The sequence below is a fragment of the Mesorhizobium sp. M0239 genome, assembly GCF_040321815.1.
In the GTDB taxonomy this organism is placed as follows: Bacteria; Pseudomonadota; Alphaproteobacteria; order Rhizobiales; family Rhizobiaceae; genus Mesorhizobium.
Genome location: NZ_JAMYSG010000017.1, coordinates 1 through 13,810 on the forward strand (window position 1 = coordinate 1; position 13,810 = coordinate 13,810).

Consider the following 13,810-nt stretch of genomic DNA (forward strand, 5'->3'; position numbering starts at 1 on the left):
GTCTCCCCATCGAAAGCTTGACCCCAGCACCGCGGTGCTCAAGGCCGCCGGATACGCACGTCTGCGGTCTTCACCGGATGCGTACGCTCGCTTGAAGGTTGGCAAGCTCCCGAGCGATCTGATCTCGATACCCCTCAGGACAATTTTCTATCGCTTTTTCAAAGAGGTTCAACGCCCTCGCCTTGTCGCCGAAGCGAAGGAGCAGTTCGCCGGCCCAGTAGTCGTCCACTTCCGGATGGGATAAGATCTCGGGCAGTAGTTCCATGGGGATGGCGCGGTAACCCAATTCCTCCAAGACATCCACAGCCATCAGTCGATCGCTTGGATTCCCTTGCTTACTTTTGGCAGTATCGAAAATAATTCGTAGGGCCAGTTTGTTCCCGTGCTCAAGAACCAAATCTCTGAGGTCGAACAATCGATCCATAATCGGTTCTTGCGGATCAAATGCCTTCGCTGCCTCCTTTTCGTCATCGAGTTCTTCAACAGCTTCCTGATCCGCGGCTCGATGATTGTTCTTGATCAGAAGCCAAGGTCGCACGAATTCAGAACAGCTACCAAATTGGCACGCTCATGTGCTGATAGATTTTCGCGGTTGGAGAACTCAATCAAAGTACCCTGAGCTATTGATGCCCAGTTTCGCGATGTATCGCGGAAGCTATTTCGGTAGATCGTCGCAGCCGCTTCGGCGCGATCGCTCAGTAATTTAGATGAATCCTGTACGACAATCAGAAGGGGTGAAAGTTCGTTGGTCCATCCATTGGCAAGAAATTCTTCATACAATCTCCTCCAGTAGAACATGTAATCATTTGACGGATTGTTGGGTTCCGCAACGAGTTTCGGTAGTAGCTCGCATGCCGCTTGACGGGCTTCATCTTCACCTGAAAGGCGCCCAATGCAGTCTAGAATGTCCGTGAGATCGCGCCAGCCAACTAGTCGGACAAGGCGGAGCAAAAGGGCTTTCGCGTCAGTGTCGCGCCCCCACTTCGCGAGGAGGGTGGCAGCTTCAATTGTCGAAGAATGATCCTCCGTCTCCGCAAGCACGTTGTCCGCGAGGTTCGCAATCCGCTCCAGCAGGCTGATCGCCTGTCTACTTTCGCCGATAGCATGATACAGTTCGGCCATCTTCACCATTTCGGCGGTTGAGCATGGAGTATCCAACAGGGCGTCTCTCAGCAGATTTCGGACAAAATCAACTGCCTTTGCCTGTAGCGCGGCCTCAGCAATAGATAAGCGACCCCAAGCGTCGAGACGTGGTGTAGCGGAAATTCCCTTGAGCAGGGCTATCTGGTCGTCGACGGAGACTTGCTTGAGGTCAAGCAACGCACCGACACGTTCTCTCACGGATACGCTAGGATCACAAATAACCGCCACTTCAAATTCGTTTAAACCACGCCTGCCGCGTTGCCTTGACATCTCTGACGCCGCCTTCAGTCTCCACTTCGGTGGGGCCATAGGATCACCAACGATCAAACTGAGAAGGCGATGCGGCTCTCCAGATGGATTTTCAGAATCTAAAGTTGAAAGGGCGTTTATCGAAATATCATAAGAAAGATCTGGTGTCTTCGCGATTTCCAACAGTTTATTAGCCGCAACCCCATCGGAAGTTCTGAAAAGAAATGTCTGCAATCCCTCTATTCTGGTCTCCACAGGTAGTGAAATATCGTCCGCCAGTTCCAATGCTCTCGGTATCTCGGCAATAGGCAATCCATTTTCTGCCAAAATGGAAATGATATTCCAGGCATTTGTCGGCGACGGAGCGCTCGCTTCCAATATAGAAAATAGCTCATCAATGACCTCTGGGCGGTCAAAGTCCCCCCAATCAGTAGATGCCGTTCTCAGCAAGGTATCCGCAATTGCTATTCGGTCCTCTAGCGAGACGTGATCGTCAAAGAGATGGGGAAGCAAGATTTCCCAGATCGCCTCGCCGTTGTCCGATCCGTCCCAGTCAAAATGCTGCGCAGCACGACATCGCTCTGACATGCTCAGGGTCTTGTCGTTAAGCAGCAAAGTGTATGCTTTTTTTGCGGCGTCCAGTTCGTTGACGCGTTCGAGACTATCAGTGGCACGCAGACGGATTTCAAATCCGAGTCCGCCGTCCCTTATAAGCCGGTTGATCGATCGAAGGCCAAGATCGCGCTCGCCAATGAGACAAAGAGTTCGCGCCGCGTCAATCTGTAGGTCGAGGTCACCGCTCTTGCCCCACGCCTTTAGGAGACCGCACGCTTCGTCTCTAAAACCGAGGGTCGCCAAGCTCGACGCGAGGCGAGTGTCATGATTTCTCTGAAGCTGGTATCTTATGATATGAGCAATCTCGCTGCGATCAACGTGAGAACTTAGCCTGGAGATTATGCCATCTATGTCGCTTGCGTACCCGCGATGACCGTGCTCCAAATGGAAGCGTAGCAGGTAGAATCCGACGGCCCTTAGCTCCACTTCAAGTCCAAGTCGCGCTAGTAACTTTAGCACAAACCAGTCCGTGCCTTCGTATGTTGGACCGCTTCCTATCAATTTGAGAAGAGTGTTTCGCGCGAAGTCTTCAGCACCAACATCAGCGAGCGCTTCCAGGACCTCGGCACTGTTGCGAAGAGAGATGTGCTCCCAAGAGAGCAACAGTTTCAGTGCCGAGACAGCCTCACCACGATCATGATGATCCGCTATCGCCTTACACGCTGCGATTTGATCGCTCAGGCCTTGGAGAATGGGGCGCTCTGTAGGAGCCTTTGCTCGGCCCCTAATGGCTGGCAAGGCAAGTCCCTCATCGCCAAAAGAAAGAAGGCGGGCGATTGTACTTTCAAAAATGCGATCGAGATTGTCGTCGGGTTCTTCCTGGAAAAGTTCCGCGACAAGCTTGCGATGTGGATCCGAGCGGTCATTTTGAAAGAGGATGACGGCTGCTTCTGCACGCATCCACAGTTCATCCGCTTCCTTGGCCATCTCAGCCAAAACTTCACGGCCAAGTTCCCCTCGGCCATTCTCGCATAGCAATTCCGCAGCTCGAATCCGGTCACCGTGATATTCGTGTTGGCTTTCGGCAATAAATACCAGAGCCTCTAATGCTTCATCTAAATGCCCAGCACTAAGGATGCAGTTGGCAAATTCCACCTTCCCACCGACCAAGTCGCGATCCGAATACACGCAATCAACTAGTTTCTCTAAAACGATTGCTCGATGGGTGGCCAGTCGAGACAAAGCATCGAGCCCAGAAATTGTGGCGCCGGTCGAGTACATATCGCGAATGATACGGTCGGCAATTTCGCCAGCCACCTTGTCGTTGACTGCCGAGCAAGAGATGCAAACCTCGGTCCCACATATTTCACCGTTGTCGCCAAAATGTAGCAGTTCACGGACGGCAATCGAGATATCTTTACCCGTTTGCTCCCAGATTTCGCAGATATATTGGACAGTGGTCCATCCGACACTAAATGGATCAACTTTTCTCCAGACGCCCGAAGTAGGTTCGTGTAATTTGCAAACCTTCAGTGCGAAGAAGTATGACCTAAATATATCATGAATGAAGAGGTGCGATCCGTTCGTATACCGAGCGAGGCCCGTCTTTAAAATAATCTCGTTTAGCTTAAAAGAGATTTCAAGACGAGGCGTATTTGGCGATATAAGGCCATCCCATTCTGTGACATTGTCAATCCCGCTCGCCGTTCTTTCCGATATTGAGCTCAGAAGACCAATTATTGAAGGCCTATTCAAGTCAGAGACGGTGGATTTGTCGATAAGGGCGGAAACAAAAGCCTCGCACAAGTCAACTCTTGTTCTGGGCATGAAGCCGGTGCGGCTAAAGATTGAAGCCGCTATCGCTTCGAAGAGAGGCGTCCGATAGGCGTCTGCAAGCCCTTCAGTTCCAAGGCGAGCCAAGAACTGATCGGCTCTCTCACTCTGGGTTATGTAACGCTTTGCAATCAGCCTGCGGTCAGATTCTGTAGGTGAACAAACGGACCAGCGCTGGAAAGCGATCCCTTCTTGATCTAATCGGACGGCATTCGGTCGCGTGAATACTATGAACCTGAAGGTGTCTGCTGCTTGGCTGTGGAGTTTGGTTAGGACATCCCAGATGTGCTGGCGTTCGTGTGGCTCTTCGACTTCATCCAGCCCATCAATGATGATGAGCCACGACTTGTGGCCCGATTCTGAATAGGGAAGAAAAAACTCGTTGGGGATCATTCCGAGACTAGCGAGGGACATCTCAAGATTGACAGCTCGATGCAAAGCCGCGGCGAAATCGGATTGGGCGGTTTGCAGAGACCGAGCGGTGACCAACACAGGTAGTCGTATTTTCTCGAAGGCCACTTTGCTTCTATCTTCAAGAATACTTCGAGCTTCGAAGGCCACTAGCCATCGCGCGAGTGTTGTTTTTCCGGCTCCGGGTGCTCCTTCAACCAGATGATTACCTGAGTGCAACAGGTCGGTAGGAGATCCATCGAAAATTGAATTGGCTCTTAGGGCTTCACCAGAGGGCAATGTGTTGAAGGATTTGGTATCAGAGATTTGCCTAATTTTCAGAGGAACATAGACCTCCGAGAGGCGTCTTGTAGCGTCAAGTAAGCCGATGTTTGGTAATTGCTCGGCGTGCTCGGCAACGGCGCGCAGAAAATCGAGTCTCAATAGAAGTCCGGAAAGCAACTGGGCTCGCTTTGGATCCTCAGTTAATAACTGTCGAATTGCCTGTTGACGTTGAACTGATGATGCTGATGCGCTCCATCTCCTTTGAAATTTTCTACGTGCTCGGGACGACCGAACGGTTTTCCACGCAGCTTTGCCAAGCGATTGAACCAGGCTGATTGCCGCTCCTGCCAAACTGCCCGATGCTTTCTTGGATAGTTCTGTGCCGAGAAGCTCTGCAAATGTACCGCCTTCCTCGATGAGGCCGGTCAAAACTGGCTCCAAACGAGAGGCAAGGTGATCAAAGTTCATTTGGGGCACTGTCATGTTTTTCGATCAAAAGATTGCTCCCAGTTGATGGGCAGCGAAGGTTTTGGCTTTCTTCATGCACAGCCGAGTCGATGGGCGCTGTCACTCCCTACCATGGCAACCTTCTGTAGACTTGATGCATAAAGACATCAATCCATTGTACGTTCCTGTTTTGTTTCTAGGCGCGCTACCGGTAGCAAGCAAGTGTATTGAGAGCTTATCCCGCACGGCTTGCGTCTCTAGATAAGTCCGAGATCGACGCAGCGTCTTCCCATGCTCACGCAAAAACCAGACGGCGGATCGGCTGCGTCGAGTTTCGTTATGCACCATTCAACGAACACTCGCCCGCAAAAATCTCTCCCAAACTTCACAGCGTTCGCCGACCGTCCTCATCGAAACGCGGCGCGGCGGTAGGAGAAAATCGAAGGGACGGTATTGGAAAGACGGTTCAGATCAGGCCGTCAATCTCGAGCAAGCGCTGGGATCGGCGCATGCGGAGCTTTCGGCGTGTGTCGTCCAACAATCATAGATAGCCTGCCGTCTGTTCGCGGGAGTGCTCCTGTAACCCTTTAGACTGGAAGGACGCGTAGCGGTTCAGTCCTTCGCCCGCTCCACATAGGCCCCATCGGCCGTCATCACCACCACGCGGGTGCCTGGTGCGATGTGCGGCGGCACCAAGGTGCGCACGCCGTTGGACAGCACGGCCGGCTTGTATGAGGACGAGGCCGTCTGGCCCTTGGTCGTCGGCTCGGTTTCCACCACTTCGAAGGTGGCGCGCTGCGGCAGCACCAGGGAAATGGCAATGCCGTTGAACTGCGACACCTGCACGGCCATGCCTTCCAGCAGGTAAGGCGCCATGTCGCCGACCACGGCTTCCGACACCGCCACCTGGTCGTAGCTTTCCGGGTTCATGAAATGAAAGCCTTCGCCGTCGCGGTAGAGGAAGGTGTGCTCGCGCTCTTCCACATAGGCGCGCTCCACCTGTTCGGTGGTGCGGTAGCGCTCCGAAACCTTCACCCCGTCGCCGATGCGGCGCATGTCGAGCTGCGTCACCGGCGTGCCCTTGCCTGGGTGGATGTTTTCGGCAAAGAGGATCACATAAAGCTTGCCGTCCCTGTCGACGACATTGCCTTTGCGGAGCGAACTGGCGATGACTTTCACCACGGTTTTAAATCCTGCAAGAAGAGTTGACTGGCGTTTGCCGGCTTGTGCGGCGCTGGGTGGGGGCCTACCGCATCTTGGCCGCCGCCGCCAGCCCCATTCCACCATGATCTGAGCCCCATGACCGAAGCTTCGCCCTGGTGGACGCCGCATGTCCATGCCGACCGCCGCCCGCGGCTGATGCTGCGCAACGGCATCGCCGCCGGCCTGCGCGACTGGTTCGCCGCCCATGATTTCGTCGAGGTGCAGACGGCGGCCCTGCAGGTCTCACCCGGCAACGAGGCGCATCTGGCGGCTTTCGCCACCGAAGCGGTCGGGCCGGACGGTGCAAGGGCGCCGCTCTATCTCCACACCTCGCCGGAATTCGCCTGCAAGAAGCTGCTCGCCGCCGGTGAAGTCAGGATTTTCAGCTTCGGTCCGGTCTACCGCAACCGTGAGCGCGGCCCCTTGCACCATCCCGAGTTCACCATGCTCGAATGGTACCGGGTGGGCGAGGCCTATGAGAGCCTGATGCTGGATTGCGCGGCCTTTCTGGCGCTGGCCGCGACAAGGGCAGGGGCTAATCTTTTCTCGTTTCGGGGCCGCGACTGCGATCCGTTTGCCGAGCCGGAACGGCTGACGGTGGCGGATGCTTTCACCCACTATTCCGGCATCGACCTGCTGGCCACGGTCGCCGCCGACGGCAGCACCGACCGCGACGCGCTATATTCGGCCTTGACCCGGGCCGGCCTGCGCACGGCGCCCGACGACAGTTGGGCGGACCTGTTCAGCCGGGTGATGGTGGAAAAGGTCGAGCCATTCCTCGGGCAGGGGCGAGCGACCATCCTGTGCGAATATCCGGTGGCCGAGGCGGCACTGGCGCGGCCGAGCCCGCGCGACCCGCGCGTCGCCGAGCGCTTCGAGCTCTATTGCTGCGGCGTCGAACTCGCCAACGGCTTTGGCGAACTGACCAATGCCGAGGAGCAGCGCCGGCGCTTCGTCATCGAGATGGACGAGAAACAGCGCATCTATGGCGAGCGCTATCCGCTCGACGAGGATTTCCTCGCGGCGCTGGCCATCATGCCGCCGGCCAGCGGCATCGCGCTCGGCTTCGACCGGTTGGTGATGCTGGCGACCGGCGCGCAGAAGATCGAGGATGTGATCTGGACGCCGGTTGCCTGAGGCGCGGAAAGATCTGGCCTATTCGATTCCAGGGATCAAGACTGGACCGCGACCCCGAACCAAGAGACCACATGATCGGTACTGGTCAATCGGGAAGATCTACAGTGGCTGCTTCTGAAACGGTCGAAATCGCCATTGTCGGCGCCGGAGTTGTCGGGCTGGCGACGGCACTTCGCCTTGTCGCGGACGGCTGTGAAGTCCTGCTCATCGATCCGAACGAGCCGGGCTCCGGCGCGTCGTTCGGCAATGCCGGAACGATCGCCGAATATGCCTGCATGCCGGTCGGCACTCCTGCGGTGCTGCGGGCGTTGCCAAAGCTGCTGCTTGATCCCGACAGCCCGTTTTCGCTGCGCTGGCCGGCGCTGCTGCAGCTTGCGCCGTGGCTCGTTCGGTTCATGCGGCAATCGCTGCCGGCGGCCACCCGGGCCAATGCGCTGGCGCTCGCCGGACTGCTGGCCGACGCCCTCCCGGCCTGGGAAGACATGGCCGGGGAGGCCGGGCTGGAGGACCTGCTGCGCCGCAATGGCTGTCTTTACCTCTATCGCCGCGAGAGCGATTTTGCCGCTGGCGCCGGCGGCCGGGCAATGCGCGCTGGGCTTGGCATCCACCAAGAGGTGCTGACTCCCGAAGAGGTGGCGGCGCTTGAGCCGGGCCTGCCGGCGACAGCAGCGCATGGCGTGTATTTTCCCGACTCGATTAATGTCACCGATCCGGCAATGGTGATGCGGCGGTTGCTGGGCGTGGTGAGTGCCCGTGGTGCATCGGTAAAGCAGGCTGAGATCACCTGGCTGCAGGTCGAGGCTGATGGTGTCCAGCTCAGCGGACCCGGCGTTCGCATCAAGGCTGGCACGGTGGTGATCGCCGCCGGTGCACGGTCGCGCGCACTGGCCGCGCAGGCCGGCGACAGGATTCCGCTCGAGACCGAGCGCGGCTATCATCTGGAATTCCAGACCGACGCGCCGCTGCTCAACCGACCTGTCTGTCCCGTCGATCTTGGTTTCTACCTGACGCCGATGGCTGGCCGCTTGCGGGTCGCCGGCACCGTCGAACTCGGCGGCCTGGTCGCGCCGCCAAATCCGCGCCGGCTGGCGCTGCTTGACCGTGGCGCCAGGCAGATTTTTCCCAGGCTCGGCTCGCCTGCCTCGCAATGGCTCGGTTTCCGGCCGTCCCTGCCGGATTCCAGGCCGGTCATCGGCGCTTCGCGCGGCAGCTCCCGCGTAATTCATGCTTTCGGGCACGGCCATCTCGGCCTGACGCTGGCTCCGATCACCGCGCGGCTGGTCGCCGACTTGATCGGCGGACGCGGCGATCCGGCTCGGCTCGCACCTTTCGCGGCGGGCCGTTTCGGCCGTTGATCGACCGATGCCCCCGATCTGAGCTAGTGCGCGAAAACCTGCTCCAGCGAGCGAAAGCCCTTGAATTCCAAGGCATTGCCCGAGGGATCGCGGATGAACAGCGTTGCCTGTTCGCCGGGCTCGCCCTTGAAACGCACCATCGGCCGTTCCAGCCAGTCGATGTCGTCGCGCGCCTCCAGCCGTGCCGCCAGGCTCTGCCAGTCGTCCATCAACAGCACGGCGCCGAAATGCGGGATCGGCACGACAATGCCGTCGACCTTGCCGTCGCTGGGGGCCTGTGCGGCCTGCGGCCGCAGATGCGCCGACATCTGGTGGCCGTAGAGGTCGAAATCCACCCAGGTCGCGGATGAACGGCCGATCGCACAGCCCAGCACCTCGCCATAGAAAACGCGGGTTTCATCGAGATCACGGACCGGAAAGGCGAGATGGAAAGGCGTCATCGAAAATGCTCCGTGCAGGCTGCGAACCGATTTTGCGTCACAGGGTTCGCGGTTTTGAACCGTCCACGCTGCATTTTGATTGAAGCCTATGCCATTGCACAAGCCGGACCGGAACAATAGATGGGTGGGCAACGGCCGCACACCGGCCGCACCAGCAGGATTTCAGGCATGACCGATATATCAGACGCAGCAAAATTGACCGACCGCGTCGCGGCTCTGGTCGAGGCTGCCAAGAAGGCCGGCGCCGATGCCGCCGACGCGGTGGCCGTGCGCGGCCGCTCGACCGGGGTGTCGGTGCGTCTCGGCAAGGTCGAGGCTACCGAAGCCTCCGAAAGCGAGGATGTGGCGCTGCGCGTTTTCGTTGGCGGCTGCGTGGCGAGTGTCTCCGCGACGGCGGCGTCCGACCCGAAAACACTGGCCGAGCGCGCCGTGGCGATGGCGAAAGTGTCGCCGCAGGATCCTTATCAGGGGCTGGCCGACCCGGCATTGCTCGCCAAACAGACGCGCGATCTCGATCTTTTCGACGCCACCGAAGTGTCGGCAGACCAGTTGAAGGAAGCCGCATTGGCGGCGGAAGCGGCAGCGCTTGCCGTCAAGGGCGTGACCAATTCGGCCGGCGCCAGCGCCGGTGCCGGTCTGGGTGGCCTGGTGCTGGCCACCTCGCATGGCTTCCTCGGCCACTATATCGGCTCGCGGTTCTCGCGCTCGGCCAGCGTCATCGCCGGCGAGGGCACCGGCATGGAGCGCGACTATGAATTCTCCTCGCGCCAGCATTTTGCCGATCTCGATGCGCCCGAAGACATCGGCCGCAAGGCCGGCGAACGCGCGGTGCGCCGCATTGGCGCGCGTAAGGCGGCGACCGGACCGGTAGACGTGGTGTTCGACCCGCGCGTCGCGCGCGGCATCGCCGGCCATCTGGCCGGCGCCATCAATGGCGCCTCGGTCGCGCGCAAGACCTCGTTTCTGCGCGACATGATGGGCAAGCAGGTGGCCGCGTCCGCCATCACCGTCACCGACGAGCCGCTCAGGCGGCGTGGCCAGGCCTCGCGGCCGTTCGACGGCGAGGGCGTCGAGGGCGAAAAGCTGTTGATGGTCGAGAAAGGCGTGCTCAACCACTGGTTCCTGTCGACCTCGGCCGCAAGGGAACTGGGTCTCGTCACCAACGGCCGCGGCGCACGCGGCGGCTCTTCCGTGACGCCATCCTCCACCAATCTCGCCATCGAGCCTGGCGAGCGGTCGCCGGAAGAGCTGATCAAATCGCTCAAGACCGGCTTCTACGTCACCGAAGTGTTCGGCCAGGGCGTCGACATGATCACTGGCGAATACAGCCGTGGCGCTTCCGGTTTTTGGATCGAGAATGGCGAGCTTGCCTATCCGGTCGCCGAGGTCACCATCGCCTCGAACCTGAAGACGATGTTCCTCAACATGGTGCCGGCCGATGACCTCGACCGCAATTTCGGCACCGCCGCGCCGACGCTCCTGATCGAAGGCATGACCCTTGCCGGAGCATGACCTGACCATAGCCGGGGCCATCTCCGGCGCCTCTGGGGACTTGCCGCTGCTGCGCGATGCCGCCCGCGAGGCGGGGCTCATCGCCATGCGCTACTTCGGCAACAGCCCGCAAGTGTGGATGAAGGGCGGCACATCGCCGGTGAGCGAGGCTGACCATGCCGCCGACGCCTACCTGCGCGAAACATTGCTGGCGGCGCGGCCGGATTATGGCTGGCTGTCGGAAGAGACGGTCGACGATCCGGTCCGGCTTTCGGCACGCCGCACCTTCGTCGTCGACCCGATCGACGGCACGCGCGGTTTTCTGGAAGGCCAGCGCACCTGGTGCGTCAGCGTCGCCGTCGTCGAGCGTGGCCGTACGCTGGCCGGCGTGCTGGAATGCCCGGCGATGGAGGAAACCTATTGGGCGCTGCCCGGCCAAGGTGCCTTCCGCAACGGCAAGCGCATTGCGGTTCGCAAGCTGGCGGACACGGCCGAGATTTCCGGGCTGAAGCAGTTGACCGACCTGATGCCGGCCGAATGGCAGGCGCGGCTGAAGCGGGCGCCCTACAGCCCTTCGCTCGCCTATCGGCTGGCGATGATCGCCAATGGCGCGCTGGACGCCACTTTCGTCAAGCCGAACGCGCATGACTGGGACATTGCGGCGGCCGACCTCATCCTGCGCGAGGCCGGCGGCCAGCTGCTCGACCAGCACGGTCGCGCTCCGCTCTATGCCGGCGAGGTGACCCGCCACGGCGCCCTTGCTGCCGGCAGCGGTGAATTGCTGGCCGTGCTCGCCGGCGTCATCGCCGGCCTGGACGCGTGAAAGCGTTTTCCCCGGCGAGATGAATTCATCTCGCCCTAAAGGTTCCAAAGTTGGCGGCTTTGGTCTAGACCTGTGACAAACTCACGATATGTGAAGGACCGACATGCCCGCGGAAGACGGAAAGAAACAGCTTTTGCATCTGGTGTTCGGTGGTGAACTCAAGAAGCTTGGCGGCACCGAATTCCGCGATCTCGAGGGCCTCGACATCGTCGGCATCTATCCCGACTATCAATCCGCGCACACGGCATGGAAAGCCAAGGCGCAAGCCAGCGTGGACAACGCCCACATGCGTTACTTCGTCGTTCATCTGCACCGGCTGCTGGACCCCGACAACAAGGCTGCCGGTTGACTTCGATGGAGCATGACCTGGCGAAAGGGCCAGCAAGCGATGCCGCGCCCACGGGCAGGGGACGCAGCCGCACGACCAAGGCCTTCTGGCGCAAGATTCGCCAACCGCTGGCGCAGTCGCGATTCGTCAAGAACGCCATCGCCAGCCTGTTCGCCCAGTTCGTCCGCTTCGTGCGCCTCACTAATCGCGTCGTGGAGGGCTCGGCGCGGTTTTCGGGCGGCGCCTATACCGAGTTCGAGCCTGGCATCATAGCCCTGTGGCACGGCCAGCATCTGCTGACGCCGGCCTACTACCCCAAGCGCAAGCCGCTGGTCGCCATGGTCTCACGCAGCGCCGATGCCGAGCTCAACGCGCTGATGCTGGAAAAATTCGGCATCGAGGCGGTGCGCGGGTCGGGCGGGCGGGAAAATGCCAGGCATCTCGACAAGGGTGGGGCAAAAGCGCTTATCGCCCTGAAAAAGTCGCTCGCCGTCGGCAAGAACGTCGCCATGATCGCAGATATTCCGCACGGCACGCCGCGAGACGCAGGGCTTGGCATCGTTCTCCTGGCCCGCCTCTCGGGCCGGCCGCTTGTGCCCGTCGCCATCACCACCAGCCGCCGCAAGGTGCTGGAGAAGAGCTGGGACAAGACCACCATCAACCTGCCGTTCGGCCGTTCGTCGATCGTCATCGGCCAGCCGATCTTCGTGGCGGCCGGCGCCGATGACGCCGAAATGGAGCGCAAGCGCCAGGAAGTGACGACCGCGCTCAATGCCGCGACTGCCGAGGCCTACCGTCTCGTGGATGCTCCGCGATGAGCGGCCGCTGGGCACGGGCCATGCTGTCGGCTTACCGGTTCGCGGGTGCGGCAGCCTATCCGCTGGTCGGGCCCTATGTTGCCTGGCGCACCTCGCGCGGCAAGGAAGACCGCTACCGCCGCCGCGAGCGCTATGGCGTCGCCGGCCGCGCGCGCCCCGACGGGCCGGTGATCTGGATCCATGCCGCGAGCGTCGGTGAGACCATAGCCGTCGTGCCGCTGGTCGAAAGCATTCTCGACTACGGCGTCAACATCGTGCTGACGACCGGCACGGTCACCTCGGCGCAGGTCGCCGACGAGCGGCTCGGTGATCGGATCATCCATCAATACGTACCGCTCGATCTCAAGCCGGCGGTCAGCCGGTTCCTCGATCACTGGCAGCCGGACCTGGCGATCATCGCCGAATCCGAGATCTGGCCGATGACCATCCTCGAGCTTGGCGCGCGCCGCGTGCCGCAGGTGCTGGTCAATGGCAGGCTGTCCGACCGCTCGTTCAAGTCGTGGAAGAAACGGGCCAACATCGCCGAGGCGTTGTTCGAGAACCTGGCTCACGTCGTGGCGCAGTCGGATGTCGATGGCGAGCGGTTTCTGGCGCTCGGCGCGCGGCCGGTCACCGTGTCGGGCAATCTCAAGGTCGATACCTCGCCGCCGCCCGTCGACGAACGGGCGCTGGCGACGCTGCGGCGGCAGATAGGCACGCGCCCGACCTGGGCGGCGATCTCGACCCATGACGGCGAGGAAGTGGTCGCGGCTGAAGTCCACGCGACGCTGCACAAGCGCCACCATGGCCTTCTGACGATCGTCGTTCCGCGTCATCCCGATCGCGGCGAGGCGCTTGCGGCACAAATTTCCGGCATGGGCCTGAAGGTCGCGCGGCGCAGCAAGGGCGACAGGATCGCCGCCGACACGGATATATTGCTCGGCGACACGATCGGCGAGATGGGACTCTATCTCCGGCTGACCGAAATCGCCTTCGTCGGCCGCTCGCTTACCTCCGAGGGTGGCCAGAACCCGCTGGAGCCGGCCATGCTCGACACGGCGGTTCTCGCCGGGCGCAATGTGCAGAATTTTCGCGAGGCCTACCAGCGTCTGCTCGACAGCGGCGGCGCCAAGCTGGTGCGCGATCGCGACATGCTGGCCGGCGCCGTCAATTTCCTCCTGACCAACGAAGTGGCGCGCCACGAGATGATGGCGGCAGGCGTGGCGACCGTCGACGAAATGCGCGGCGCGCTGGCGCGCACGCTGAAATCGCTCGAGCCCTATATCCAGCCGCTGGTCGTCAAGTCGCGCCTGAAGGGCGCTAACGGGCGCTAA

At 60.4% G+C, this 13,810-nt stretch carries 11 protein-coding genes; 7 read left to right on the plus strand and 4 right to left on the minus strand.

What is annotated here, in order from left to right:
* Positions 1–70: 70 nt before the first annotated feature.
* From NKI99_RS18620 to efp, 3 genes are all read right to left on the minus strand, one after another.
* Positions 71–538, minus strand: coding sequence for a hypothetical protein (locus NKI99_RS18620; RefSeq protein ID WP_352611641.1), 468 nt, complete (start codon positions 536–538; stop codon positions 71–73).
* Entirely contained in the window at positions 520–4,884 is a 4,365-nt protein-coding gene (locus NKI99_RS18625; RefSeq protein WP_352611642.1) for an NACHT domain-containing protein, read from the minus strand. Before NKI99_RS18625 ends, NKI99_RS18620 begins: the two co-directional genes overlap by 19 nt.
* A gap of 630 nt (positions 4,885–5,514) precedes the next feature.
* Positions 5,515–6,084, minus strand: a complete 570-nt coding sequence (gene efp, locus NKI99_RS18630) for an elongation factor P (protein WP_128304774.1) — start codon at positions 6,082–6,084, stop codon at positions 5,515–5,517.
* A gap of 117 nt (positions 6,085–6,201) precedes the next feature.
* Here efp and epmA point away from each other — a divergent pair, with 117 nt between their 5' ends.
* Positions 6,202–7,242, plus strand: a complete 1,041-nt coding sequence (gene epmA, locus NKI99_RS18635; protein WP_352611643.1) for an EF-P lysine aminoacylase EpmA — start codon at positions 6,202–6,204, stop codon at positions 7,240–7,242.
* Between the two features lie 104 nt (positions 7,243–7,346).
* Positions 7,347–8,597, plus strand: a complete 1,251-nt coding sequence (locus NKI99_RS18640; protein ID WP_352611644.1) for an NAD(P)/FAD-dependent oxidoreductase — start codon at positions 7,347–7,349, stop codon at positions 8,595–8,597.
* 23 nt (positions 8,598–8,620) lie between these two features.
* Here the strand turns inward: NKI99_RS18640 and NKI99_RS18645 are convergent, their stop codons facing one another.
* Positions 8,621–9,037, minus strand: a complete 417-nt coding sequence (locus tag NKI99_RS18645) for a VOC family protein (RefSeq protein WP_352611645.1) — start codon at positions 9,035–9,037, stop codon at positions 8,621–8,623.
* A gap of 168 nt (positions 9,038–9,205) precedes the next feature.
* Here NKI99_RS18645 and NKI99_RS18650 point away from each other — a divergent pair, with 168 nt between their 5' ends.
* The 5 genes from NKI99_RS18650 (at position 9,206) to waaA (ending at position 13,810) form a co-directional block, all read left to right on the plus strand.
* A complete protein-coding gene (locus tag NKI99_RS18650) occupies positions 9,206–10,549 on the plus strand; it encodes a TldD/PmbA family protein (RefSeq protein ID WP_352611646.1) in 1,344 nt (447 codons plus the stop codon).
* Positions 10,536–11,351, plus strand: a complete 816-nt coding sequence (locus NKI99_RS18655) for a 3'(2'),5'-bisphosphate nucleotidase CysQ (protein WP_352611647.1) — start codon at positions 10,536–10,538, stop codon at positions 11,349–11,351. The genes NKI99_RS18650 and NKI99_RS18655 overlap by 14 nt, the downstream gene beginning before the upstream one ends.
* 103 nt (positions 11,352–11,454) lie before the next feature.
* On the plus strand, positions 11,455–11,700 hold the full coding sequence (locus NKI99_RS18660) for a DUF4170 domain-containing protein (RefSeq protein WP_352611648.1): 246 nt from the start codon (positions 11,455–11,457) through the stop codon (positions 11,698–11,700).
* 5 nt (positions 11,701–11,705) lie between these two features.
* Complete coding sequence (locus tag NKI99_RS18665; protein ID WP_013532344.1) at positions 11,706–12,497, plus strand: lysophospholipid acyltransferase family protein; 792 nt, start codon at positions 11,706–11,708, stop codon at positions 12,495–12,497.
* The gene (gene waaA, locus NKI99_RS18670; RefSeq protein WP_027038607.1) at positions 12,494–13,810 is read left to right on the plus strand and encodes a lipid IV(A) 3-deoxy-D-manno-octulosonic acid transferase; all 1,317 of its coding nucleotides are present in this window, start codon (positions 12,494–12,496) and stop codon (positions 13,808–13,810) included. Before NKI99_RS18665 ends, waaA begins: the two co-directional genes overlap by 4 nt.